General features: G+C 72.6%; 20 protein-coding genes and 2 pseudogenes. 11 read left to right on the top strand and 11 right to left on the bottom strand.

Annotated elements, in window-relative coordinates; translation table 11 throughout:
* Nucleotides 1–7: 7 nt before the first annotated feature.
* Entirely contained in the window at nucleotides 8–619 is a 612-nt protein-coding gene (locus tag ACQPXS_RS42800) for a TetR/AcrR family transcriptional regulator (protein WP_433454875.1), read from the bottom strand.
* 223 nt (nucleotides 620–842) lie between these two features.
* Between ACQPXS_RS42800 and ACQPXS_RS42795 the strand changes: the two genes are divergently transcribed.
* The 3 genes from ACQPXS_RS42795 to ACQPXS_RS42785 all read left to right on the top strand — a co-directional run bounded on the left by ACQPXS_RS42795 (nucleotide 843) and on the right by ACQPXS_RS42785 (nucleotide 4504).
* On the top strand, nucleotides 843–2393 hold the full coding sequence (locus tag ACQPXS_RS42795; RefSeq protein WP_433454874.1) for an APC family permease: 1551 nt from the start codon (nucleotides 843–845) through the stop codon (nucleotides 2391–2393).
* Between the two features lie 35 nt (nucleotides 2394–2428).
* On the top strand, nucleotides 2429–4000 hold the full coding sequence (locus tag ACQPXS_RS42790) for an amidohydrolase (RefSeq protein ID WP_433454873.1): 1572 nt from the start codon (nucleotides 2429–2431) through the stop codon (nucleotides 3998–4000).
* 114 nt (nucleotides 4001–4114) lie between these two features.
* Nucleotides 4115–4504 carry a VOC family protein gene (locus tag ACQPXS_RS42785; RefSeq protein WP_433454872.1) on the top strand — a complete coding sequence of 130 codons (390 nt, stop codon included), beginning with the start codon at nucleotides 4115–4117 and terminating at the stop codon, nucleotides 4502–4504.
* Between the two features lie 10 nt (nucleotides 4505–4514).
* On the opposite strand, the gene ACQPXS_RS42780 is transcribed toward ACQPXS_RS42785, so the two are convergent.
* A complete protein-coding gene (locus ACQPXS_RS42780; RefSeq protein ID WP_433454871.1) occupies nucleotides 4515–5207 on the bottom strand; it encodes an NAD(P)-dependent oxidoreductase in 693 nt (230 codons plus the stop codon).
* A gap of 169 nt (nucleotides 5208–5376) precedes the next feature.
* Here ACQPXS_RS42780 and sigJ point away from each other — a divergent pair, with 169 nt between their 5' ends.
* Complete coding sequence (sigJ, locus tag ACQPXS_RS42775; RefSeq protein ID WP_433454870.1) at nucleotides 5377–6336, top strand: RNA polymerase sigma factor SigJ; 960 nt, start codon at nucleotides 5377–5379, stop codon at nucleotides 6334–6336.
* A 180-nt stretch (nucleotides 6337–6516) separates the two neighbouring features.
* Here sigJ and bla read toward each other — a convergent pair whose 3' ends face one another.
* Nucleotides 6517–7443 carry a class A beta-lactamase gene (gene bla, locus ACQPXS_RS42770; RefSeq protein WP_433454869.1) on the bottom strand — a complete coding sequence of 309 codons (927 nt, stop codon included), beginning with the start codon at nucleotides 7441–7443 and terminating at the stop codon, nucleotides 6517–6519.
* Between the two features lie 134 nt (nucleotides 7444–7577).
* On the opposite strand from bla, the gene ACQPXS_RS42765 reads away from it, so the two are divergent.
* Nucleotides 7578–8567, top strand: coding sequence for a LysR family transcriptional regulator (locus tag ACQPXS_RS42765; RefSeq protein WP_433454868.1), 990 nt, complete (start codon nucleotides 7578–7580; stop codon nucleotides 8565–8567).
* Nucleotides 8564–9487, top strand: a complete 924-nt coding sequence (locus ACQPXS_RS42760) for a serine hydrolase (RefSeq protein WP_433454867.1) — start codon at nucleotides 8564–8566, stop codon at nucleotides 9485–9487. The genes ACQPXS_RS42765 and ACQPXS_RS42760 overlap by 4 nt, the downstream gene beginning before the upstream one ends.
* Before the next feature lie 116 nt (nucleotides 9488–9603).
* Here ACQPXS_RS42760 and ACQPXS_RS42755 read toward each other — a convergent pair.
* The 5 genes and pseudogenes from ACQPXS_RS42755 to ACQPXS_RS42735 form a co-directional block, all read right to left on the bottom strand.
* A pseudogene (locus tag ACQPXS_RS42755) lies at nucleotides 9604–9782 on the bottom strand (histidine kinase dimerization/phosphoacceptor domain-containing protein); the annotation flags it as partial.
* Between the two features lie 93 nt (nucleotides 9783–9875).
* Complete coding sequence (locus tag ACQPXS_RS42750) at nucleotides 9876–10586, bottom strand: DUF4232 domain-containing protein (RefSeq protein WP_433454866.1); 711 nt, start codon at nucleotides 10584–10586, stop codon at nucleotides 9876–9878.
* Between the two features lie 221 nt (nucleotides 10587–10807).
* Nucleotides 10808–13033, bottom strand: coding sequence for a catalase/peroxidase HPI (katG, locus tag ACQPXS_RS42745; RefSeq protein WP_433454865.1), 2226 nt, complete (start codon nucleotides 13031–13033; stop codon nucleotides 10808–10810).
* 32 nt (nucleotides 13034–13065) lie between these two features.
* Nucleotides 13066–13503 (bottom strand): Fur family transcriptional regulator, encoded by a 438-nt coding sequence (locus tag ACQPXS_RS42740; RefSeq protein WP_365328402.1) that lies wholly within the window; start codon nucleotides 13501–13503, stop codon nucleotides 13066–13068.
* Nucleotides 13504–13870: 367 nt separating this feature from the next.
* Nucleotides 13871–15037, bottom strand: coding sequence for an abortive phage infection protein (locus tag ACQPXS_RS42735; RefSeq protein WP_433454864.1), 1167 nt, complete (start codon nucleotides 15035–15037; stop codon nucleotides 13871–13873).
* A gap of 308 nt (nucleotides 15038–15345) precedes the next feature.
* On the opposite strand from ACQPXS_RS42735, the gene ACQPXS_RS42730 reads away from it, so the two are divergent.
* The 5 genes and pseudogenes from ACQPXS_RS42730 to ACQPXS_RS42710 all read left to right on the top strand — a co-directional run bounded on the left by ACQPXS_RS42730 (nucleotide 15346) and on the right by ACQPXS_RS42710 (nucleotide 20133).
* Nucleotides 15346–16296 (top strand): hypothetical protein, encoded by a 951-nt coding sequence (locus tag ACQPXS_RS42730; protein ID WP_433454863.1) that lies wholly within the window; start codon nucleotides 15346–15348, stop codon nucleotides 16294–16296.
* A 68-nt stretch (nucleotides 16297–16364) separates the two neighbouring features.
* On the top strand, nucleotides 16365–17336 hold the full coding sequence (locus tag ACQPXS_RS42725; protein WP_433454862.1) for a Ku protein: 972 nt from the start codon (nucleotides 16365–16367) through the stop codon (nucleotides 17334–17336).
* Nucleotides 17337–17431: 95 nt separating this feature from the next.
* Nucleotides 17432–17749: pseudogene (locus tag ACQPXS_RS42720) on the top strand (TIM barrel protein); the annotation flags it as partial.
* A gap of 180 nt (nucleotides 17750–17929) precedes the next feature.
* Nucleotides 17930–19111 (top strand): acyltransferase family protein, encoded by a 1182-nt coding sequence (locus ACQPXS_RS42715; protein WP_433454861.1) that lies wholly within the window; start codon nucleotides 17930–17932, stop codon nucleotides 19109–19111.
* Between the two features lie 251 nt (nucleotides 19112–19362).
* Nucleotides 19363–20133 carry a class I SAM-dependent methyltransferase gene (locus ACQPXS_RS42710; RefSeq protein ID WP_433454860.1) on the top strand — a complete coding sequence of 257 codons (771 nt, stop codon included), beginning with the start codon at nucleotides 19363–19365 and terminating at the stop codon, nucleotides 20131–20133.
* 154 nt (nucleotides 20134–20287) lie between these two features.
* Here the strand turns inward: ACQPXS_RS42710 and ACQPXS_RS42705 are convergent, their stop codons facing one another.
* The 3 genes from ACQPXS_RS42705 to ACQPXS_RS42695 all read right to left on the bottom strand — a co-directional run bounded on the left by ACQPXS_RS42705 (nucleotide 20288) and on the right by ACQPXS_RS42695 (nucleotide 24932).
* The gene (locus ACQPXS_RS42705; protein ID WP_365328388.1) at nucleotides 20288–20530 is read right to left on the bottom strand and encodes a chaplin; all 243 of its coding nucleotides are present in this window, start codon (nucleotides 20528–20530) and stop codon (nucleotides 20288–20290) included.
* 140 nt (nucleotides 20531–20670) lie between these two features.
* On the bottom strand, nucleotides 20671–22950 hold the full coding sequence (locus ACQPXS_RS42700) for a catalase (protein ID WP_433454859.1): 2280 nt from the start codon (nucleotides 22948–22950) through the stop codon (nucleotides 20671–20673).
* A gap of 518 nt (nucleotides 22951–23468) precedes the next feature.
* The gene (locus ACQPXS_RS42695; RefSeq protein WP_433454858.1) at nucleotides 23469–24932 is read right to left on the bottom strand and encodes an aminotransferase class I/II-fold pyridoxal phosphate-dependent enzyme; all 1464 of its coding nucleotides are present in this window, start codon (nucleotides 24930–24932) and stop codon (nucleotides 23469–23471) included.
* Nucleotides 24933–24967 lie beyond the last annotated feature (35 nt).

The raw sequence follows: 24967 nt of genomic DNA, 5'->3' as shown, positions 1-24967 counted from the left end.
CGGGCCGTCAGCGGTCCTCGCCGCGCAGTGCACGCGCGTGATTCATGAAGGCGGTCAGCCCCACCTCGAAGGCGCGGTCGGCCCGGCCCTCGCCGACGGCGGCGAGCGCCTCCGCGAGATGCGGGGTGGGTATGCGGTCCGTCAGCTCCCACATCGTCTCCGGCGCCGCGAGGTCGAGGGCGGAGCCCAGCACCAGGTTCTCCAGGGCGATGATCAGCGGCATGATCCCGGCGCGGTCGAAGCCGGCGTCGAGCAGGAGGCTCACGGCGCGCTCGTACTGCTCCAGGACCCGGGGCGCGCGGACCGGCGAGGTCATGAGCAGGGGGATCGTCCGGGGGTGCGCGGCGAACGCGGCGCGGTAGGAGCGGGCCCAGGCTTCGAGGGCCGCGTCCCAGGGGGTCAGTTCGAGGGTGCCCGGGTCGATCGCCGCGCAGACGCGCTCCCGCAGCAGTTCCACTATGCCGTCGCGGCCCTCCACGTGGTGGTAGACCGACCCGGTCTGCGCGCCGAGCCGCCGGGCGATCTGCGGGACGCTGAAGTCACCGGTCTCGTCGATCAGTTGCAGCGCGGTGGCGGTGATGCGCTCGCGGTCGAGGAGCGGTGTGCGCGGCCGTCCCATGGTCAGCGTTCTCCCTCAGGTCTTCCCGGATGCCCAACGGCAGGTTACATTGCGGAAACCGAAAGCCTTTAGGTTTACGGCTCCGGGTGCCCGCCATCCCGCACGGGCAACCGGGGACTCCGGCATGGCCGCCCACCCCGACCCGGCCCGCCGGCGCACACCAACCCCCGCTGACCCCACCACCGGGCCCCCTCCCGTCCGCCGCCAGAAGGGCTCCCCCCGTATGTCCGTGTCCCCCGCCGAGCCACCGGAGCAGCGAGCGCCGTCCGGCGCGGCCACCCTCCGGTCCGGATCCCTCGGTACCGCCGACATCGCCTTCTTCGTCGTCTCCGCCGCCGCTCCCCTGACCGTCATGGCCGGCGTCGCACCGCTCGCGATCCTGCTCGGCGGCATCGGCGCGCCCGTCGGCTATCTCCTGGCCGGCCTGACGCTCGCCGTCTTCGCCGTCGGGTTCACCACCATGAGCCGCCATGTGACCAGCGGCGGCGCCTTCTACGCCTACATCACCCGCGGCCTCGGCCGCCCGGTCGGCATCGGCGCCGCCCTGCTGGCGCTGATCGGCTACAACGGCATGGAGATCGGCGTCTACGGCCTGATCGCCACGACCACCCGCGACACCCTGCACACCCTCTTCGACGCCGACGTGCCCTGGCTGCCCGTCTCCCTGGCCGGCCTGCTGCTGATCGGCTACGGCGGCTACCGCTCGATCGACTTCGGCGCCAAGGTCCTCGGCGTCCTGCTCGTCTGCGAGACCGGGATACTCGTGCTGCTCGCCGGCGGCGTGCTGGCGAAGGGCGGCGCCCACGGGCTGTCCCTGGCCTCGCTGGCGCCGGCCCATGTGCTCGTGCCCGGCATGGCGGCCGTACTCGCCTTCGCCTTCGCCGCGTTCACCGGCTTCGAGTCGACCGTCATCTACCGCCGCGAGGCCCGCGACCCCGCGCGCACGGTCCCGCGCGCCACGTATCTGGCCGTCGGATTCCTCGGCCTCTTCTACGCGTTCGTCGTCTGGATCGCCGTCCAGGCCTTCGGCGACGACCAGGTCGTGCGCGCGGCCGGCAAGGACCCCGTCGGCCTGTTCTTCACCGCGATCAGCACCTATGTGGGCGGCTGGGCAGCCGACCTGATGCACGTCTTCATCGTCACCAGCGTCATCGCCTCCCTCCTCGCCTTCCACAACGCCATCAACCGCTACGTCCTCGCTCTCGCCGAGGAGGGCGTGCTGCCCCGCCGGCTCGGCCGGATCCACCCGCGCCACCGCTCCCCGTACGTCGCCGGCATCGCCCAGACCGTCCTCGGCGCCCTCGTCGTCCTCGCGTTCTGGGCCGCGCACGCCGACCCGTACCAGCAGTTGCTGCTGTGGGTGAACACCCCTGGGATGATCGGTCTGTTGCTGCTGCAGCTGCTCGCCGCGATCGCCGTCCCGTGCTACTTCCGACGGGTACGGCACGCCGAGGGGGCCCTGCGCACGGTGGTGGCGCCGGTCCTCGCCACCGTCCTGCTGGCCACCGCGATCGCGCTGGTCGTGACCCACATCGACCTGTTCACCGGCGCGTCCGCGACCGTGAACGTCCTGCTCGTCGTCGTGGCACCGGCCGTGTTCGCGCTGGGTCTGCCGCTGGCCTGGTGGCTGCGCCGCTCCCGCCCGGAGGTGTACGCCCGGTTCGCCACCGAACCCGGTGAGAACACCGGACCGGCCGAAGCCACCGGCCCCGGCCAGGACACCGGTTCCGGCCACGACACCGCACCGGCCGCGCTCACCACACCCGCCGAGTGAACCGAACACCCCCTTCGCGCCCAGGAGTTGCCCCGATGCCCGCTGCCGACCTCATCCTCGCCGGCGCCCAGGTCCGCACCCTCGACCCCGACCGCCCCGCCGCCTCCGCCGTCGCCGTGCACGACGGGATGATCACCGCGGTCGGCGAGGCGGCGGACGTCCGGGACTGGCGCGGCCCCGGCACCGAAGTGCTCGACCTGCACGGCGCACACCTCGTGCCCGGACTGGTCGACGCGCACAGCCACCCGGTGTGGGGCCTGGACATGGCGACGGGCACGGACCTGTCCGGCGTGACCGACCTGGCCGGGCTGCGCGCGGCCCTCGCCGGGGCCGAGCGGATCGACGGCTGGGTCGTCGGCCACGGCCTGGACCACAACGCGTTCGAGGGCCGCCCCGTCCACCACGGCCTGGTGGCGGAGGTGCTCGGCGGCACCCCGGCGTTCCTGCGCCTGTACGACGGCCACTCCGCCCTCGCCAACGCCGCCGCCCTCGACGCCGCCGGGGTGACCGGCCCGCGCGCCTTCGCCCAGCACGCCGAGGTGGTGTGCGACGCCTCGGGCCGGCCCACCGGCCATCTGGTCGAGCACGCCGCGATGGACCTGGTGGCGGACGTCATGCCCCGGCTGTCGCACGCCGAACGACGGGCCCGCTTGCTGGAGTTGCTGTCCGCCATGGCCGCCACGGGGCTGACCGGCGCCCATGTGATGGACGGCGGCGACCTCGACCTGGTCGCGGCGGTGGCGGAGGAGACGGTCCTGCCGGTACGGCTGCGGTTCGCTCCGTGGTGCATGCCGGGCGCCGACCACGACACGCTGCGCGAGCTGATCGAGCTCCAGGGCCGGGGCGGGCGGCACTGGCGGGTCGGCGGGGTCAAGTTCTTCATGGACGGCACCGTCGAGGGCGGCACGGCCTGGCTGGAGCACCCCGACTGCCACGGTCAGGGCACCGCCGCGTTCTGGCCGGACCCGCAGGCCTACGCCGAGGCCGTCCGCACCCTGCACACGGCCGGCGTCCGCACCGCCACCCACGCCATCGGGGACGCGGCCGTACGGCATGTCCTGGACACGGTCGCCGCTCTCGGGCCGAGCGGGCACGGCGCCCACCGGATCGAGCACGTCGAGACCGCTCCAAACGAACTCCTGCCCCGTTTCGCCGAGTTGGGGGTCGCGGCCTCGCTGCAGCCGCCGCACACCGGGTACACGCGCGACGACGGCACCGACGAGTGGTCCCGCCGGCTGGGTGACGACCGGGCCGCCCGCGCCTGGCGGCTGCGCGATCTGCGGGAGGCGGGCGCCACACTCGCCCTCGGCTCGGACTGGCCCATCGCGCACTACGACGTCCGGGCCGTGCTGGCGACGGCCCGCAGGCCGAAGGGCGCCGCCGGCCGCCGGCCGGGCCTGACGCCGTCGCAGGCGCTGGAGGGCTGCACCAGCCACGCGGCGGCCGCCGCCGGCGAGTCCGATGTCGCGGGTCGTGTCGCGCCCGGCTGCCGGGCCGACCTCACCGCGCTGGCCGTGGACCCCGTGCACGCGCCCGTCGACGAACTCGCCGACTCCCCCGTGGCGTTGACGGTCACCGGCGGGCACGTGGTGCACCGGGGCGCCTGACGGTCAGACGTCGACGTTCCGTCGCGTCCCCGGTTAGGATCGCCGACGGCATCGCGTGCCGGTCACCGGCCGGGTGAGGCATGGAGGTGCCAGGACATGCCGTGGAGGCATTCCTTGTCGGTCCAGTTCAACCACACCATCGTCCATGCCCGGGACAACCGGGAGTCCGCCGAGTTCTTCGCCGGACTGCTCGGTCTCGAGATCACCGGGGAATGGGGCCCGTTCGTCGCGGTCGCCCTCGCCCACGGAGTCACCCTGGACTTCGCCACCATCCCCGAGGAACACATCACCCCCCAGCACTACGCCTTCCTGGTCTCCGAGGAGGAGTTCGACGCCGCGTACGCGCGGATCGTCGAGCGCGGCATCGAGCACTACGCCGACCCGCACCGGCGACAGCCCGGCACGATCAACCACAACGACGGCGGCCGGGGCGTGTACTTCATGGATCCGGCGGGCCACGCCATGGAGCTGATCACCGTCCCCTACGGCGGTCGGCCTTCGTAACCGGCGCGCTTCACCTGCCGAACGCCTCCTTCTTGACGAGGTCGAGGAAGCGCGGGGTGCCCTCGGTGGTGCGCACGTCGAGGAAGGCGCGCGGATGCCCCTCGGTGACGGCCTCGCGCACGAGCGCGTGCGCGAGGTCGGCCCGGGAGGTGAACCGCCCGGGCAGCCGGCCGGGGGCCAGCCGGTAGTCGCTGACCTCCTTCGTGTCGAAGAGCCCGGCGGGCCTGAGCACCGTCCAGTCGTGGTCGCCCGCGCGCACGATCTCCTCCATGCGGCGCATGTCGTCGTAGACCGTGCGCCCGACGACCCGCGCGAAGAAGGGCTCGAGCACCTTCCGGAAGAAGACGCCCTCGCCGGGTGCCGGCACGTCGGACAGGACGGTGGAGGTGACACACACCAGGCGCCGGACGCCGTGCCGGGTCATGGCCCGGGTGATGTGGGCGAGGCCGGTCGAGTACACGGTGACCGGGGCCCGGCCGTACGGGACGCCGAGCACGGAGATCACGGCGTCGTGTCCGGGGACGACGCTGTCGACCGCCGCCCCGTCCAGGACGTCGGCCTCCGCGACCCGCACGCGCGGGTGGTCGAGCGGAAAGGCACCGGGGTGGCGGGTGACGGCGGTGACGGTGTGTCCGGCGGCGGTCGCCTGCTCGGTGACCTGCCGTCCGGTCGGCCCGTTCGCGCCGAAGACGACGAGTCGCATGGGCTGCTCCTTCGCTGCGTGGTGCTGCTGCCGTGGACCGAGAGGGACAGGAGGGCGGCGAGTGTGACAGCGCGGGCGCAGGATGAGACCTACGGCACACAGCCGCCCCCCGATGTCACACTCCGGGGCCCCGGCCCCTCTGGGTGGGCAGACGTCGTGAGGAGATGCCATGGCCGACCACCGGACGCCCGCGGGGACGGACACCGCCACCCAGGCGTTCCTCGACCACCGCGAGCTGCTGTTCGCGGTGGCGTACAACATGCTGGGCACCGTCACCGACGCCGAGGACGTGCTGCAGGAGACCTGGCTGTCCTGGGCGGGGCGTTCGGGTGCCGGGGACGCGGGTCAGGCGGCGGAGATCGAGCATCCGCGGGCCTATCTCGTGCGGATCGCCGTACGGCACGCGCTGGCACGGCGGGCACGGATCGCCCGGCGGCGCGAGACATACGTCGGGCCGTGGCTGCCGGAACCCCTGCTCACGGACGGCCCTGCCGGTCCGGCGGCCGGCGAGGACGCGTCCGAGAGTGCGGTGCGCGCCGAATCGGTGTCGCTGGCCATGCTGGTCGTACTGGAGACCCTGACCCCGCTGGAACGGGCGGTGTTCGTCCTGCACGAGGTGTTCGGCTACGCCCACACCGAGATCGCGGACATCCTCGGCCGCAGCCCCGCGGCCGTACGACAGCTCGCGCACCGCGCCCGGTCCCATGTGCGCGCCCGGCGCCCCCGCTACCAGGCGCATCCCCGGGTTCGGCGGCAGGCGACGGAACGGTTCGTGGCCGCCGCGCTCGGCGGGGACCTCGGGGCCCTGCTGGAGATCCTGGCGCCGGAGGCCACGCTGTGGACGGACGGCGGCGGCAAGGGACAGGCGGCGCCGCGGCCGATCCGCGGCCGGGACAAGGTGGCACGGGCGCTCACCGGCTACGCCGCGCGTTCGGCGGCCGGGCTGGAGCTCCGGCACCGGGATGTCAACGGCGACGCGGCCGTGGTGGTGTTCGCGGACGGCTCCCCGCACGCGGTGATGGTCATGGACCTCGACCCGGACGGCGAGCAGGTCCGCGAGGTGTTCCTGGTCACGAACCCGGACAAGCTCTCGGCACTGGAGGCGGGCGAGCCGCGTCCGGAGGTCTAGCGACGCGTGCGAACGGGACGCCACCGGAAGCGGCGTCCCGCCAGGGAACGATCGTGCGCCGGGCCGGCTACGGCGTCACGGCCTTCCCGCCGAAGGTCACCACGAGGTGCCACCGTAGGGACGTGCCACGCTCGCGTCAGCGATCACCTACATGATTCATATTCAAGTGGGTGAACGGGTCTACTCGCCCGGCGCCAGGACGCGGGCCGCGATCCGTGCTGCCTCCGCGACCAGCGCGTCGTCCGCCGGTGCCTCCCGGGTGCTCTTGGTCGACAGCACGGTCAGCAGAATGGGCGTCTTCCGGGTCGTCCAGGCCACGCCGATGTCGTTGGCGGTCCCGTAGTCGCCGGTGCCGGTCTTGTCCGCCAGTACCCAGTCGTCCGGAAGACCGGCGCGGAACCGCGCGGCACTGGTGGTGTTGCCCTTCAGCCAGGTGACGAGCCGTTCCCGGTCGGCGCCGGCCAGCGCCCGGCCCAGGGTCAGCCGCTCGAAGCTGCGGCCGAGGGCCTGCGGGGTCGTGGTGTCGCGCAGGTCGCCGGGGATCGCGGTGTTCAGGTCCGTCTCCCACCGGTCGAGCCGGCTCACCCGGTCGCCCAGCGACCGGAAGAAGCCGGTGAGTCCGGCGGGGCCGCCGATCTGACGCAGCAGCAGATTGCCCGCCGCGTTGTCGCTGTACTGGATCGCCGCCGCGCACAGGTCCGCCACCGTCATACCGGTGTCCACGTGCTCGGCGGTACGCGGCGAGTTGGACAGGATGTCGTGCGGCGGGTAGTGGATCACCTTGTCCAGCGGTGCGCAGCCGCCGTGGTCGCGCAGAACCGCCGCCGCGGCGAACGCCTTGAACGTCGAACACATCGCGAACCGCTCCCCCGCCCGGTGGGACACGGTCCGTCCGGTGCGGGCGTTGCGCGCGTACACGCCGAGCCGGGCACCGTGCCGACGCTCCAATTCGGCCAACTCGGCTTCCACGCCTGGCAGTTCGCTGTCCGCCGCCGATGCGGCGGGCGCTGATCCGGCCGTGGCCGCCACGGCCGCGGTGGTGAGGGCGAGGCCCGCCTTGAACAGTCCGCGCCGGGCGAGGGAGTGGGAGTGGTCCGGGCCGGTCATGAGCACAGTCCTCCTGGTCGTCCGTCCCGTGATCGGGTTCCTGGATCTTCGACGAGGACAGCGAAACAGCCGGACACCACCCATGTCCAAGAGTGAACTTTGAACACCTCATGCCTTATTGATATGAGTGCAGGATGGATCTTCTGGCGCACCTCGAGGCGTATGTCGCGACGGCCGACGAAGCGGGCTTCTCCCGGGCGGCGGACCGGCTCGGCATCGCCCAGCCGCTGCTCAGCCGCCGTATCAAGACACTGGAGGAGCACTTCGGCGGCCTGTTGTTCGACCGTTCGCGGCGGCAGATCACGATCACGGAGCTGGGCGCGCTGCTCCTGCCGTACGCGCGTGACGTGCTGGACCGGGCCCAGCGGCTGCGGCAGGTCGCCGGTTCGGCCGGGCGGGCGCGGGTGCGCGTCGTCGGGGTGCCCGCGCACTGCGCCCCGGCGGCGCTGGCGCGCGCGATCCGCGCCGGTGCGGAGCGGGCGATCACGCTCGGCATGCGTGAACTACCGCCCGCAGAAAGGGTTTCCGGGCTGGCCGACGGCTCGCTCTCCTACGCGCTCGTGCGGGTTGCGCCGGAGCGGGGCGCGTTCCGGGTGCCGCTGGGTCTGGCGTCCGCACCGGCGCCGGAGGGCGGGGAGAGCGTCCCGGCGTACGGCGGTGCGCGGCGCGCGGTCCATCTGGAGGATCTGCGGCCCCGCCGCGGCCGTAAGGCCGAACTCGCCGCCGCGCCGTCGGTGTTGACCCTGCCCGAGGATCAGGTGCCGTCCCACGAGGACCGCCTGGAGCGCGCCGCGGCCCGCGCCGGGCTGCCGTCGGGCCGGTTCCGGCCTGCCGGGTCCGCGGCCACGGCGCTCGCCGAGACGCTGGCCGGGCGGGCGCTGCTGCTGTGCGCCGAGCCCTTCGCGCGGCAGCACGGGGCGGTGTGGGCGCCGCTGTCCGACCGGTCACTGCACCGGGGGTACGACGTGAGCGGCGCCCAGGGCCGCAACGGCTCGGCGGATGTGCCGGACTGGCTGGTCCCGCTGCTGGCCTCGGCCGTGGGAGCCGCTGCCCGAGGGCCCGGTGGACCGGGTTCCGGGACCGGCCCCGAGGACGTGCCCGCACGGCTGGCGGCACGCGGATGAGCCCGGCACCGGTGTACGTCGGGGACGACGGCGCCCTCCTGGACGTGGCCGAGGCGATCGCCGCCGACTGGGCCGCCCTCGGCGTGCGCGGTTCCTTCCTCGCCCGGCACCTCGACACCGGCGAGCGACTCGGCTTCGACGTCGATGAGCCGATGCCGCTCGCGTCGGTCGTGAAGGTGCCGCTCGCCCTCGTCGTACTGGACCGGATCGCTGCCGGGGAGCTGGATCCGGCGCACCCGGTGACGGTCGATCCGGCGCGGAGCAGCGTCGGTCCCACCGGGCTCGCGGCGTTCCGGCACCCGGCGACCGTAGCAGTCGGTGATCTGCTCCTGCTCATGCTGTCGGTGAGCGACAACGCCGCCGCGGACACCCTGCTCGACCTGGTGCCGGCAACGGACGTGGACGAGCGGCTGCGGGCCTGGGGGTGCGGGGAGATCCGGATGCGGCACCGGATGAACCACATGTACGAGTGTGCCGCCGGTGCCGCCGGCAACGACTTCTCGCTCGCGCTGGAACTGGCCCTCCGGGACGAGCGGGCCGGCCGGCACACCATCGAGACCCTGGACCCGGCGTACGCCAACGCCGGGTCGGCCGCGGCGCTCGTCGAACTGCTGCGGCGGGTATGGGGGGACGAGATCTCCGTGCCGACGGCGACGGCGGAGCTGCGGCGGCTGATGGGGCTGCAGGTCTTCACGCACCGGCTGGCGAGCGAGCTGCGGGCGGACACGTTGCGGTGGAGCGGTAAGACGGGGTCGTTCCTGCACTTGCGGCACGAGATCGGGGTGGTCGAGGCGGAGTCGGGGGACCGGGTGGCCGTGGCGGCGCTGACCCGTGCGGACCGCTGCGCGGGGCTCGCGCCGGATGTCGATCTCGCGATCGGGGCGGCGGGGCGCGAGGCGTTCGAGGCGCTGCGGAAATGAAGCCGCCGGTGGCGTCAGCGCCGTTGGGGGTACGGGTCGTCACGCGTCTGGGGGTGTGGTGTGGTTGCTCGCGCAGTTCCCCGCGCCCCTGTCGGGGCGCTGCTCGTGCTCGGCGCAGCCAGGTCCGCCGGGGTCAGGTCGCGGACGAGCGGCGGGCCTCGGCGAGGCTGCGCTCGGCGATGGCGGCCACGGTGCGGACGTGGTCCCGTGCGGTGCCGGGCACGGTGTCCCACAGCCGGTCCGCGGCCTGGAGCAGCATCCGCTGGCTGGACAGGCCTTGGGCGAGGGTGTCGTGGTCTGTTCGGCCGGGGAGCGCGGCGAGCGGGCGGCGGGCGGGCGGGCGGCGCGAGGCGTGCTCGCAGCCGGCCGCCCGCCGGTCCCGTGCCGGTCAGGAGGGCTTCGCCGCCGAGACCGCGGTCGCGGTGACGGTGTTGTCGCATTCGGCGAACTCGCCGTCCGACAGCGCGACCTGGTGCGCCCCCGCGCCGGGCAGCCCCACCACGAGCGTGGGATAGACGGCGGGCTTCGCGCCGGACACGCAGTAGCCGTCGCCCTCGCCCTGCACCTGGTGGAAGGTCAGCTTCACCCATGCCTTGCCGCCCGGCGCGAGGCGCACGGGCGACGCGGTGCCCGCGGGGGTCACCTTCAGGGGGATGTTGTGCTCGGGGGAACCGTTGCCCGCTCCGCCCACCGACGGGTGGCCCCGCAGCACGCACGCGTGCCCGGAGACGTTGGTGAACTCCACGATCGCCGCGCCCGTGCCGGTGCCGTCCGGGCGGTCGGCCGCCTGGGAGGCGGTCGCCTCCACGGCCGACGGCGAGCACGCCGGCGCCGTGGAGGACGAGGTGTCGGACGCCGGAGAGGCCGCGGCGCTCGGGGCGGTCGAGGTGCCGCCGGAGGATCCCGAGGCCGACGGAGGGGTGGCGGTGGGGCTCACGGTGGTGGAGGCGGTGCGGGAGGGAGCGGTGGCGGCCGGGGTCGGGGAAGAGGTCTTGGCGGCCCCGTCGCCGTCCCCCGGCCCGCACGCCGTCAGCGACAGCGCGGCGGCGATCACGGCCGTCGCCGACGCGGCGAGGCGGATGGTGTTGCGGTGGTGCATGAGGTCCCCCGATTTCCGGTGTGCGTGGTTCGACCGGCTCCGTGCCGGTGCTCGCCGGGGGAGACAGTGCCGGGAGGCTCCGGGTTTCCGCTGTGGATCGTCTGTGACGGTTGTGGGCCTCCTGTGACGCTCCGGTGACAGCGGGCCCGAGGTCCGCCCGGACGGCGAAGGGCGTCCGGCCCGACCCGTGCGGGTCGGACCGGACGCCCTCGCAGCCGGGCTCAGACCAGGTCGAACCGGTCCAGGTCCATGACCTTGCTCCATGCGGCGACGAAGTCCGTCACGAACTTCTCCTTCGCGTCGTCGCCGGCGTAGACCTCGGCGAGCGCCCGCAGCTCGGAGTTGGAGCCGAAGACGAGGTCGGCTCGGCTGCCGGCCCACTTCAGCTCACCGGTGGCGGCGTCGCGGCCCTCGAAGGTGGTCTGGTCCTCGGAGGTCGCCTTCCACGTCGTGCCCAGGTCGAGCAGGTTGACGAAGAAGTCGTTGGTGAGGACACCGGGCGTTTTCGTGAAGACACCGAGCTGCGAACCCTGGTGGTTGGCGCCGAGGACGCGCAGGCCGCCGACGAGCACGGTCGTCTCGGGGGCGCTCAGGGTGAGAAGGTTGGCCTTGTCGAGCAGCAGGTACTCGGCCGGCAGGCGGTTGCCCTTGCCCAGGTAGTTGCGGAAGCCGTCCGCGGTCGGCTCCAGCGCCTCGAAGGACTCGGCGTCGGTGTGCTCCTCGCCGGCGTCCACGCGGCCCGGGGTGAAGGGCACCTCCACCTCGAAGCCGGCTTCCTTGGCGGCCTTCTCCACGGCGGCGGCGCCACCGAGGACGATGAGGTCGGCCAGGGAGACCTTCTTGGCGCCGGAGGAGGCGTTGAACTCCTGCTGGACGCCCTCGAGGACGCGCAGCACCTGGGCGAGCTGGTCGGGGTCGTTGACCTCCCAGCCGCGCTGCGGGGCCAGGCGGATGCGGGCGCCGTTGGCGCCACCGCGCTTGTCGCTGCCGCGGAAGGTGGAGGCGGACGCCCAGGCGGTGGTGACCAGCTGGGACACGGTGAGGCCCGACTCGAGCAGCTTGGTCTTCAGGGTCGCGATGTCCTCGGCGTCGATCAGCTCGCCCTCGCGCTCCGGCAGCGGGTCCTGCCACAGCAGGGTCTCCTCCGGGACCTCCGGGCCGAGGTACAGCGACTTCGGGCCCATGTCGCGGTGGGTCAGCTTGTACCAGGCGCGGGCGAAGGCGTCCGCGAATTCGTCCGGGTTCTCGTAGAACCGGCGGGAGATCGGCTCGTAGATCGGGTCGAAGCGCAGCGCCAGGTCGGTGGTGAGCATCGTGGGGCGGTGCTTCTTCGACGGGTCGTGCGCGTCCGGGATGATCTCCGGGGCGTCCTTCGCCACCCACTGGTGGGCACCGGCCGGGCTCTGGGTGAGCTCGTACTCGTACTCGAAGAGGTTCTTGAAGAACCCGTTGCTCCACTGGGTCGGCGTGGCGGTCCAGGTGACCTCCAGGCCGGAGGTGATGGTGTCCGCGCCCTTACCGGTGCCGTAGGTGCTCCTCCAGCCCAGGCCCTGCTCCTCCATCGAGGCGGCCTCGGGGTCGGGACCGACGTGGTCGGCCGGACCCGCACCGTGGGTCTTGCCGAAGGTGTGGCCACCTGCGATCAGGGCGACGGTCTCCTCGTCGTTCATCGCCATACGGCGGAACGTCTCACGGATGTCGCGGGCCGCGGCGATCGGGTCCGGGTTGCCGTTCGGGCCCTCGGGGTTGACGTAGATCAGGCCCATCTGGACGGCGCCGAGCGGGTTCTCCAGCTCACGGTCGCCGCTGTAGCGCTTGTCGTCGAGCCAGGTGGTCTCGGGGCCCCAGTAGACGTCCTCCTCGGGCTCCCAGACGTCCTCACGGCCGCCGCCGAAGCCGAAGGTCTTGAAGCCCATCTGCTCCAGGGCGACATTGCCGGTGAGGATCATGAGGTCGGCCCAGGAGATGCTCTGGCCGTACTTCTTCTTGACCGGCCACAGCAGACGGCGGGCCTTGTCGAGGTTGCCGTTGTCCGGCCAGCTGTTGAGCGGGGCGAACCGCTGCTGCCCGGCACCGGCGCCGCCGCGGCCGTCGCTGATGCGGTAGGTGCCCGCGCTGTGCCAGGCCATACGGATCATCAGCGGGCCGTAGTTGCCGAAGTCGGCGGGCCACCAGTCCTGCGACGTGGTCAGCACCTCGGCGATGTCCCGCTTCACGGCCGCGAGGTCGAGGGACTTGAAGGCCTCGGCGTAGTCGAAGTCCTCACCGAGCGGGTTGGCCACGGCCGGGTTCTTGGCAAGGATCTTCAGGTTGAGCCGCTCCGGCCACCACTGGCGGTTGCCACCGCCCTGGGTCGGGTGCAGGGCGCGGTCATGGGCGACGGGGCAGCCACCGCTCGCCCCCTCCGCCTTCGCGTCAGTGACGATCGCGTCGTGGTTCTCAGTCATGGCAATCCTTCCGAACTTGCGGAACTCGGTGCTCAGGAACTGCGGCCGGTGGAACAGTCGGGGCACATGCCCCAATAGACGACCTCGGCCTCGTCGATGGCGAAGCCGCGGTCGTCGGAGGCGGTCAGGCAGGGCGCGTCGCCGACCGCGCAGTCGACGTCGGCGACGGCACCGCACGACCGGCACACGATGTGGTGGTGGTTGTCCCCCACGCGCCCCTCGTACCGGGCCGGGTGACCGGCCGGTTCGATACGGCGGACGAGGCCCGCCGCGGTGAGGGCGTGAAGGGCCTCGTAGACGGCTTGCAGGGAGATGTGGCCCACGCGGTTGCGTACCCCGGAGGCGATCGCCTCGACGCCGAGGTGGTCGCCCGCCCGGACGGTCTCCAGCAGCGCGACGCGGGCTGCCGTCACGCGCAGGCCGGCACCGCGGAGCTCCTCGGCGGTGGTCGGGGTCGGGGAGGCGGTCATGAGGGCGAACCTACCGTCATAAACACGAGTGATTCAAGAAAACGAGCGATGCAATTTTGGTCGCGTCCCGCCGGCCGCCGGCCACCCGTGCGTCCACCTCGACACCCGCCCGAGCGATTGCGTTCACGTTCACGTCCGCGTTCGCGTTTGCCTTCGCATGGCTGCGCCCCGGATGACCGCAGGCACGGGTCGGCAGGGCGCGACGGGCTCGGGCCGTACGGCGACCGGTCCGGCGATCGGTCGTGAGGCGGGTCGGGGGGCCGATCGGCGGGCGGGTCGCGGGCATGCCCGCATCATCTGGCCCCGGCTCGGCGACGGTGGTGCGGCAAGCCGGACGGTCCTCCCAACGGGTGAGCCCGGGGCCTGTCTACGACGCCTGCCCGGGCCGGCGGCCGGTTCGGGCGCGCCGGTAGCGGCGGGCCAGGGCGTGGAAGGCCTCCTTGGGCTCCCAGTGCCAGCCGGAGTCGGGGTCGTCCGGGCGGTCCTCGATGGTCTTGGTGACGGCGTAGCTCGCCATGTCGAGATCGTGGCGCGGGTCGCCCGGGCGGTGCGGGGCGTCGGGGGTCACGAACTCGAAGGCCATCACCGCGTACAGGTCCATCGAGGAGAAGACGTCGAGGAGTTGGATGAGATAGGCCGCCTGGGTGCGTTCGCTGCGGACCAGGTCGGCCTTGATCTCCGGGGGCTTCTTGTCGTGGTCGACGATGTCCCACCCCATGCCGGCGGTCCTGGGCGCCCCGACGTAGGCGCAGGTGCCGAACTCGGTGATGGCCAGCGGCTTGCCCCATCGCAGATAGCGGCTCAACTCCCTCAGGTAGTCGGCCTTGTGGGGGAAGTACGAGTAGTAGTCGATGCCCACGATGTCGAAGAGGCGCCAGTCGACCTCGTCGTCCTGGGCGGCGGCGTAGCTCAGCCGGCCGTGGAAGACGGACCGGCCGACCGCGGCCGCCTTCGCCGTGAAGCGGTCCAGGCGGCGCTGCACGGCGACGGGGTCCACCGTGCCGTCGCGCAGGTTGCGGATGCGTTCGAAGACCGTGTCTCCGGGGACGATCCCGGGCACGAACAGCCAGAACTCGCAGCCCACGCTGAGGTCCACGGCCGCCCCCTGCCGGCGCAGCCGTTCCGCGAACCGGCCGGTCTCGGCGAGGTGTTCCAGGATGTCCCGTTCCGGGACGTCGCCGAGGGTCGGCTGCAGCCAGACGCGCAGTCCCCGTTCGGCGGCCTCGGCGGCGGTGGCCGTGAGGCGTTCCACGCCGTCACCCGTCACGTCGACGGTGTCGGCGTGCAGCTCGTCGCGGATGGCCCGGATGTCCTTCCGCATCCGGGCCGCGCTGAAGGCCGTACCCGGTGTCTCCCCCTCGCCCACGGTGTACACGACACCGTGATGGCGCAGCCCGCGCTGCGCGCCGCGGGGCTGCCCCGAACTCCCCTGCGTGGCCCGGGCCTCCCCCGCCGGCAGCACGGCCGCGGCGAGCCCCGCGGACGCCAGGCCGGCCAGGAACTGTGCACGCTTGATCCCCTTGGTCCTCTGCATACGGTCACCCTGCCGGGCCCGGCCGCACCGGCGCCGTACGCCGCCGGTCCACGACGCGGGGCCGAAGGGTGGGAATCCGGCGCCGAAAGGTGGGGCTCCGACGCCGAAGGGCGCGGCTCCGGCACCGAAAGTCGCGCCTGCCGTCCCGCACCCCTCCGCAGCCTGCCCGCGTCGGATCCGCTCCACCACAGCCGGTCCGACGCAATCCGCACCACCCCACCAGGACGAGTCGTCTCATCGCGCACATAATCGCCACAGGGCGAGAAACTCGGACTCCGTCACCAAGGTGGCCGTCGAGAGGGACGCTGGTGGACCTGGATGCCGTCGCCGACGAGCTGTACGGGCTGCGGCCGGAGGAGTTCGTCGCCGCCCGTGACCGCCGCGCCCTGGACGCCCGCAAGGCCGGTGACCAGGCCCTCGCCAAGGAGATCCGTGCGTTGCGGCGACCGAGCCTGGCCGCATGGGTCGGCAATCTGCTCGTACGCCGGCAGCCGGACGAGGTCCAGCCGCTGCTCGACCTCGGCGAGGAGCTGCGCCGGGCGCATCGCGAACTGGACGGTCCGCAGCTGCGCAAGCTCGCCCGTCGGCAGAGCGAGGTGATCGGCACGCTCGGCCGGCAGGCGCGGCGGCTGGCGGCGGAGGCCGGGCATCCGGTGGGTGACGGGGTCCAGCGCGAGGTCGAGGAGACCCTGCACGCCGTGCTGGCCGATCCGCAGGCCGCCCGGGAGTGGGCGGCGGGGCGGCTCGTGAAGCCGCTCGGCGCCACGTTCGGGTTTCCCGAGGCGGACGAGGGCGTCCTCGGCCGCCGTCCTGCCGCCCCTGCGGCGGCCAGGGAGAAGAAGCGCGCCGAGGTCGGCGAGTCCGGCGGACGCGGAGCGGAAAGGAAGCGGGGCGGGGCGAAGGAGCCCGAGGACGAGCTGGCACACCGCCGCCGCCTGAACGAGGCCCGCAGCGCCGCGCGGGACGCGGAACGGGAGCTGCGGGTCCGCGAGGCGGAGGCCGAGGCCGCCGGACGCGAGGCGGAGGAGGCCGGCGAGCGGGTGGCCGGGGCGGAGGAGCGCGTGCGTGGGCTGCGCGCGCGGCTGCGCGAGGCCGAGGAGGAGCAGCGTCGGTCCCGTTCCGACGAGCAGGAGGCACGGGAGCGGGCCCGGCAGGCCGACCGCGCCGTACGGGAGGCCCGGCGCCAGGCCGAGACGACCGCGGCCCGGGCCGAGCGTCTGGCCGGCGCCGCGTCCCCGGGCCGGACACACCGGCGGTGACCGGGCGGCACCACGAGGGACGGCCGGCCCAAGGCGGACGGCCGGCCCACGACAGGAGGCGAGGAGCCATGGCGAGACCGATCTGGACCGGTGTCCTGACCTTCGGGCTGGTCACCCTGCCCGTGGCGCTGTACACCGCCACCGAGGACCACACCGTGCACTTCCATCAGCTGCAGCGCGGCACCTCGGACCGGATCCGCAACAAGCGGGTCAACGAGCGGACCGGCAAGGAGGTCGACACCGACAAGATCGTCAAGGGCTACGAGATCGACGAGGGCGAGTACGTCGTCGTGGAGCCGGAGGAACTGGAGGAGATCGCGCCCGGGCGGTCGAAGGTGATCGACCTGGCCGGGTTCGTCGACCTGCACCAGGTCGAGCCCGTGTACTTCGCCCGCACGTACTACGTCGGCCCGCGCGGCAAGGAGTACGTGAAGGTGTACGAGCTGATGCGGTCGGCGCTGGACCGCTCGGACAAGGCCGGGATCGCCACGCTCACCATGCGCGGCAAGGAGTATCTGACCGCGTTGCGCGCGCAGCCGGGCGTCCTCGTCCTGCACACCCTGCACTGGGCCGACGAGGTGCGCGACCCCGCCGACGTGGTGCCCGAACTGCCCGAGCGGCGCACGAAGAGCGACGGCAAGGAGCTGCGGACGGCCGAGCAGCTGATCGACGCCCTCACCATCGACTGGGAGCCCGCCGACTATCACGACACCTACGAGGAGCGCGTCAAAAAGCTCGTCGCCGCGAAGCGGAAGGGCGAGGAGGTCGTCGGCGAACCGGAACCGCCGGAGGCGACCAACGTCATCGACCTCATGGACGTCCTCAGCCGGAGCGTCGAGCAGGGCCGGTCCCGGGGCCGCAGGGGCGGCGGGAAACCGGCCACCGGCAAGAAGCAGACGACCGGCCGGAAGGGGTCCGAGGACCTGGGTTCCCTGTCCAAGGCGGAGCTGTACGAGCGGGCGAGCGCCGCGGGCGTCCCGGGCCGGTCGAAGATGACACGGGATCAGCTCGTCAAGGCCCTTGCCGGGCAAGCGGCTTGACCGCCGCGGTCCCCGGGGTCAGGCCGGCGGCGGGCCGCTCGTCCCCCGCACGACCAGCTTCGGGTCCAACTCGGCCTCCCTGGGCTCCAGTTCCGGACCCCACGGCGGACATCGCGGCGATGATGCGCTACGCGGGTGACAAGCTGCAGCACGTGCACATCGCGGACTCCTTCAACCACAAGGGGTCCTCCGGCCTGCGGTACATCCTGAACCCGCCGGGCACCCCGGCCCGGATCCACCAGCACCTGGACATCGGGCAGGGCGAGGTCGACTGGGACGCCTTCTTCGGCACCCTGCGCGAGCTGGGGTTCGACGGCGTGGCCACGGCCTGTGTGTTCGCCTGGGAGGAGCGGGCCCGGGAGTCCTCGGCGTACATGCTGGAGCGGATCACCAAGGAACTGGCCGCGCGCTGATCAAGGCGGGACGTGGGGCGTCACTCGTGCGGGTGCACCCGGTCCAGGCGTCCGTGGCATACGGAGGGCTCTGTCGTTCGGCAGCGAGTGTGATGTTTGCCATGCGGCGTGATGGATCAGAGGCGAACGGGCAACATACCCCTTCACGCCCCACGCCAACCCTCTGCGGCAGGTGATTCGATGACAACGGCGACGACCCGGACACTCCGGACGACGCCGAACGCCAGTGCCGGCGACACGACCGCCAGGGATTCCCCAGCCGCCGCCATGCCCTCGCTGCCGTCCCTCACGGGCCTGCGGTGGATGGCGGCACTGCTGGTGTTCGGACTCCATGTGAACAACTTCGGCTACTTCGGAGGCACCGGTGGCCGCCTCGTGTCCTGGGGATTCGGTGCCGGTGCCACCGGAGTGTCGTTCTTCTTCGTGCTGTCCGGCTTCGTCCTGACCTGGTCGGCGCGGCCCCGTGACCGAGTGCTCGCCTTCTGGCGGCGGCGCATCGCGCGCATCTACCCGGTGCACCTGGTCACTCTGGCCCTCGCCCTGGTCATGACGTACACGCTCGGGAACCTGCCGAGGCCGACGCCGAAGCAGACGCTGTCCAATCTGCTGCTGCTGCATTCCTGGTGGCGTCCCTGGTGGCAGACACTGAACCCGGTCAGCTGGTCCCTCGCCTGCGAGGCGTTCTTCTACGCCTCCTTCCCGCTGCTGTTCCTGCTGCTGCGCCGGCTCGGCGCGCGCGGTTCGGCGGCGCTCGGCGCACTGTCCGTGGTGGCGGTCTTCGTGCTGGCCCGGGCGGACGCCCACCACTGGTGGAGATACGCGCTGTACTCCTTCCCGGCGGTCCGGCTGCCCGAGTTCGTCCTCGGCGCGGTCACGGCGCGGCTGGTACTGCTCGGCCGGTGGCGGGGGCCCGGTCTCGAGGCCTCGCTCGCCCTGGCCATCATCGGCTACTTCCTCGTCCCGCAGGTCGCTCCCGGCTACTCGGCCACCGTGTGCACCATCGCCGGGTTCACGCTGCTCATCCCGGCCGCGGCCGTCGCGGACGTACAGGGGCTGCCCTCGCTGTGGCGGCGCCGGCGGCTGGTGCGGCTCGGCGAGCTGTCGTTCGCCTTCTACATGATCCATCTTCTGGTGCTGCAGTCCGCCACACGGTTGCTCGGGACCAAGCCGCACTTCGGTCCGCTGGCGGGGATCGCCGTGACCACGACCGCGTTCACGGTGTCGCTCGGGCTGTCCTGGCTGCTGTACGAGGCGGTGGAGCGCCCGGCGAGACGCCTGCTGCTGCGCGGGCGGCGCCGCCCGGCCGCACAGCAGGATGCGGCCCAGGCCGGCGGCGAGGCCCCGGCCGCGACACGGGACTGAGCCGGTCCTCCTGCCTCTCGCGGACGCTCCCGGGCAAGCGGACGGAAAAGTGCCCTCGGCTCGATCGAAAAGGGCCGCGTACCGGTGCGCCGCGGGGCTCGCAAGGCCCGTCCGCCGCCCCTCGGGGGTCGGCCCCTCGCCTCTCCCGCGCCGGGCGCTCGGAGGCCCTCCGGCGCCCTCGGGCCGAGCCCGGCGACCTGGCCTTGCGCCGTCGCCGTCCCTAGGTTCTGGGCATCGGGAAAGGGGGCCGGATGGACCGGGACATCCGCACGGTGGAAGACGTACTGCGACTCCTGGACGGGCTGTTCGCGCCGGAGGCCGACCGGTGGACGCGGGGCGCGGCCGCATGGTGGGACGGTTTCTACGCGGAACGGAACAAACCAGTACCGTTCTTCGCGGCGAAGCCGGACGAAAACCTGGTGTCCTACCTGGAGCGCGGTCTGATCGCGCCGGGGCGGGCCCTCGACCTGGGCTGCGGCCCCGGCCGTAATGCGTCGTACCTCGCCGCCCACGGGTTCGAGGTGGACGCCGTCGACCTCTCGCCCGCCGCGATCGCCTGGGCCGAGGAGCGGGCACGGGAGGCGGGGGCGGGTACCGCGGAAGCCGGCGCCCGGATGGGAGGCGTCCGGTTCCACTGCGGGGACGCCTTCACCCTGACGGCGGACGGCACGAGCGAACTGCGCGGCCCGTACGACCTGGTCTACGACTCCGGCTGCTTCCACCACCTGCCACCGCACCGCCGGGTCAGCCATCTGGCGCTGTTGGAGCGTGTGCTGGCGCCCGGCGGGCACTTCGCGCTCACCTGCTTCGCCGCAGGGCGGATGGGGTCCGAGCTCCCCGACGCGGCCTTCTACCGCGAGCCCGGCCTGCACGGCGGTCTCGCCTATACACCCGAGTCACTGCGCCGGATCTTCTCCGATCTCCAGGAGGTCGAACTGCGCCCCATGCGGCAGGAACCGGCGGACTCCGCGCTGTTCGGGGAGGAGTTCCTCTGGACGGCCCTGTTCCGCCGTCCCGCCTGACCGGTGCGGCATCCTTCCACCCCCGGGGGTGGTGCCGGCCGGCGCTCGACGAGTTGCCCGTCTCCACCGCGCCAAACGTGCGGTGGGCATATTCTCCCAGGGTCCGAACAGCCGTGCGCCGACTCCCGCGTGGGGAGCCGGCGCACGGGCGGCGTCACCGGTTGGCGCAGACGTTGCCGATGGCCGGGTTCAGCAGCCCGATCAGATTGATGCTGTCGCCGCACGCGTTGACCGGGATCTCGACCGGCACCTGGATGACATTGCCCGAGACGACACCCGGGCTGTTGACGGCGTTGCCGGTCGTCGGGTCCGGGTCCGCGGCGAAGGCGGTCACCGAGCCACCCATGGCAAGGACACCCGCGAGAACGGCCGTTGTGGCGAAGCTGCGAAGACGCATGATCTGCCTTACTGGTTGACGGAGGGACGCTTCCATCAGACCCGCGACCCACGCCCTCCGCCTGTTCAGGTAAGCCGTTCGGGGCCGGACCGGGCGGACCGCCGCGAAGTGCCGTTCGGCGGCCCTTGCCTGGGGGACCGTCAGGCGGTCGACGGGAAGCGGTCCCAGACCCGGTGGGAGCCGAGCAACTGGGTGAGCTGCTGCAGGACCGTCGTGGCGCCGTCGCCGGCGATCACGCCGGGCGCGTCGGCGGGGATGCCGGCCGCCTCCAGCGCGGTCTCCCCGCCCTTGGCGGCACCGATGGCCTTGCCGTGCCGGTACGCCTCCGTCAGCAGCAGGCCCACCCGCGGGTCGGGAGTGCCGTTGCCGCCCGTGGGCAGGCCCGCCTTGGCGTCACGGGCGCCGTAGGCGTCGACGCCGATGCCCGGGGCACCGGCCACGAGCAGCGCGTCGAACTCCACGGACCGTGCCGTGGCATAGGTCCGCTGGACGGCCGGGCCGTCCGGGCCGGAGCCGAGAGTGCCGCCCGTGGGTGCGACGACGAGCGGGACCATGCCCCCGTCCAGCACCTCCTGGCGTACGGCCTGTACGCCGTCCAGGTCGCCGTCGGGGCCGGTGATGATGCCGATGACCCGGCCGTCGGTGGGCCAGGTGCGCCCGACCTGGGACAGGGCGGGGCTGGGCTCGACGTCGGCCAGGGGCACGCTGGGTACGGGGGCGGGCAGGCCGAGGCCGGTGGCGACGCCTGCGCACAGCTCCGGGTCGATGTTCGCCAGCACCTGCAACGCCCGTTCCCTGACGGCCTGTTCGTAGCATTTGGCGAGTTCGAAGGTGTAGGCGCCGATGATGTGCTCGCGCTCCACCGGGCTCATGCTGAGCCAGAACCGGCGCGGCTGGCTGAAGTGGTCGTCGAAGGACGCCGGTGCCTCGCGGACCTTCGTCGCCTCCGGCACCCGGACCGGCGCCTCGACGAACGCACCCGCGTCGGCGCCGGCCACGAACGGGCAGCCGCCGTCGAGGGAGTTGGGCCGGTAGGGGGCCACGCCCTGGTGCACGGCCGTCTGGTGCATGCCGTCGCGCAGCATGTCGTTGACGGGCGCGTGCGGACGGTTGATCGGGATCTGCGCGAAGTTGGGGCCGCCCAGCCGGGTGATCTGGGTGTCCAGGTAGGAGAAGAGCCGGCCGGCGAGCAGCGGGTCGTCGGTGATGTCGATGCCGGGGACGAGGTGACCGGGGTGGAAGGCGACCTGCTCGGTCTCGGCGAAGAAGTTGAACGGATTACGGTTGAGGGTGAGCAGGCCGATGGGCTGCACGGGGGCCAGTTCCTCGGGGACGATGTTCGTCGGGTCCAGCAGGTCGATGCCCTCGAACGTCTGGTCGGGGGTGTCGGGGAAGGTCTGGATGCCGAACTCCCATTCGGGGTAGGCGCCCGCCTCGATGGCGTCGGCGAGGTCCCGGCGGTGGAAGTCCGGGTCGACGCCGTTGATGATCTGGGCCTCCTCCCACACCAGCGAGTGCACGCCCAGCTTCGGCTTCCAGTGGAACTTCACCAGGGTCGTGCCGCCGGCGGCGTCGACCAGGCGGAAGGTGTGGATCCCGAAGCCCTCCATGGTGCGGAAGGAGCGCGGGATGCCGCGGTCGGACATGTTCCAGAGGGTGTGGTGGGTGGCCTCGGTGTGCAGGGTGACGAAGTCCCAGAAGGTGTCGTGGGCGCTCTGGGCCTGCGGGATCTCCCGGTCGGGGTGCGGTTTGGCGGCGTGGACGACGTCCGGGAACTTGATCGCGTCCTGGATGAAGAAGACCGGGATGTTGTTGCCGACCAGGTCGAAGACGCCCTCGCTGGTGTAGAACTTCGTGGCGAATCCGCGGGTGTCCCGGACCGTGTCGGCGGAGCCCCGGGAGCCGAGCACGGTGGAGAAGCGGACGAACACCGGCGTCTCCACGCCCTCGGCGAGGAAGGCCGCCTTCGTCACGTTCGCCGCCGTCCCGTAGCTGCGGAAGATCCCGTGCGCCGCGGCGCCGCGGGCGTGGACCACGCGCTCGGGGATGCGTTCGTGGTCGAAGTGCATGACCTTTTCCCGCAGGTGGTGGTCCTGCAGGAGGACCGGGCCCCGGGGTCCCGCCTTGAGCGAGTGGTCCGTGTCGTACAGCCGCGTGCCCTGGGCGCTGGTCAGCCGGCTGCCGCTCTGCGCCATCCGTGCCTGGTCGGCGCCGGTGGGCTGGCCGGTGGGCGAGACGGTCTCCGGGCCGGTCTGGTCGGGCTTGGGCGGGAGCGGCTCATGGGGTTCGGTCGGCTCGGCGACCGACGGGGACCGGGCACCCGGCTTTCCGGGGATGCCCTGCTCCGGGCCCGCGCCGTCGCCCCGCAGGACGTCCGCCGCCTTCTCCGCCGCTCGCTTCAAGGGGTTTGTCTCGCTCATCGCTCTGCTTCCTTCGCTGGTCACGGGGGTGGGCCCGGCACCGGCGAAGCGGGGCGTGCGACGCGCGGTGGCCACGCCCGGACATCCGGCCGACAACCTGAACAAATGTGATGAAAGAGGTCGACGCGGTCCTCGTACCGAGGTCCCCGGGCCGGAGCGTCCGAAACCGGGAATCGCGGCGGATTTCCGGTCGGGGTGAAGTCGGGCCGTCTCCCATCGAGTTGCCGGGGCGGCAGGCCCGCCGGACGTGTCGTCCGGGCCCGGGGACCGTCGAGCAGGGCCAAGTGCCCCCTGTCGAGGGTGTCTTCGTCAGGAGGGCCGCCTTCTTGACCCGGCAGGCAGGCACCCGGCCGCCCGCACACGCCACCTTAGGCGCTGGCCCCGGCCCCCGCAGTCCGAAAGAGCCCGGTCACGGGGCACGGGCGGCGGAGCAGCGGACCATCGGCGCCCGGCCTGGGAGCATGCGGTCCCCGGTCCCGCGTCCCCGGCCCCGCGCCCCGGCACCCGGGCAAGGCCGGTCACGGTCGCGGTGTGACGCGGAGGGTCTCCAGGGACGGGTCCGCCGCGTCGGCGATGAGGAAGCCGTGCGCCACTCCGCTGCGCAGGTAGTCCAGCACCTCCTTGGTGATCACCTCGCCGGGCGCCACGACGGGCACCCCGGGCGGATAAGGACTGATCATCTCGGCGGAGATCCGGCCCACGGCCCGCTCGGCGGGCACCTGTTCGGTGGGACCGAAGAACGCCTCGCGCGGCAGGACGGCCTGTTCCAGTTCGAGGGCCCGGGGCTCGGGCTGCCGGACGGCGGGCCGCCGTTCGATCGAACCGGCGTTGTCGACCAGCGAGCGCATGGCGTCCAGCAGGACCTTCTCGGTCTCGTCGTCGTCGGCATGCGTGATGGAGGCGCTGATCCGGCAGCTGTCCGAGCCGCCCACGTCGACGTGCCGGTACGTCCGCAGCCATTCGGCCGCCTGCATGCCGCTGATGCCGAGGTCCCGGACGTCCATGACGATCTTCATCGGGTCGAACTCGGCCGCCAGGCCCTCCTCGATCACCTCGCCGCCCATGATCCGCAGCCCCGGCAGTTCCCGCAGCTCCGCCCGGATGCGCTCGGCCCGGTGGACGGCCGCCTCCAGCAGCTCATGGCCCTGCTCGACCATCTGCCGCCGCCAGCCGTCCAGGGCTCCGTACACCAGACAGGAGGCGCTGGTCGTGCCGAGCAGGTCCTCGCGCTGCTTGAGCACCTCGGGCTGCACCCGGTCGTGCTGGAGGTGGAACACCGAGCTCTGCTCGATGGCACCGCCCATCTTGTGCACGCTGGTGACGACCAGGTCGGCGTCGGCGTCCATGCCCCAGGCCGGGAGGTCCGGATGGAAGGGCAGATGGGCGCCCCAGGCCTCGTCCACGATGAGCGGTACGTCGTAGGCGTGGCAGGCGTCGGCGACGCCCCGGATGTCGGCGCAGGTGCCCCAGTCGGTGGGTGTGATCAGCAGCATGCCCTTGGCGTCGGGGTGCTCGCGCAGCCGGGCGCGGACGTCGTCGGGCTCCGGCGGATGGGCCATGTGCCGCTCGGTGTCGAACTTGGGGTGGACCCAGATCGGCTCCACACCGTTGATGATCACCGCCGCGATGACCGACTTGTGCGCGTTGCGCGACAGCAGCAGCTTCTCCCCGGGGCCCGCGACCGAGCACATCGCGGTCTTCACGGACAGGGAGCTGCCGCAGGTCGAGAAGAAGGCGTGCTCGGCGCCGACCGCGTCGGCCATCAGCTCCTGCGCCTGTGACAGCACGCCCTGGGACTCCCGGCGGTCGTCCAGGCCGTTGAGGTTCAGTACGTCCGAGCGGAAGACGTCGATGCCGAGGACGTCGGCGACCCTGGGGTCGGTGCCGCGGCCCTGCTTGTGCCCGGGCGGTCCGAACACCACGTCTCCGCGGCGCCGGAACTCCTCCAAGGCCTCGAGTACGGGTACGCGCGAGTGATCCATGAGTGTCCTCTTCCTCGGCGGGCATGCGGAGGGTG

The sequence above is a fragment of the Streptomyces sp. CA-142005 genome (assembly GCF_050942335.1).
Lineage (GTDB): Bacteria > Actinomycetota > Actinomycetes > Streptomycetales > Streptomycetaceae > Streptomyces.
The sequence above is the reverse complement of the archived record's forward strand: the minus strand, read 5'-3'. Positions and strand labels throughout refer to the sequence as shown.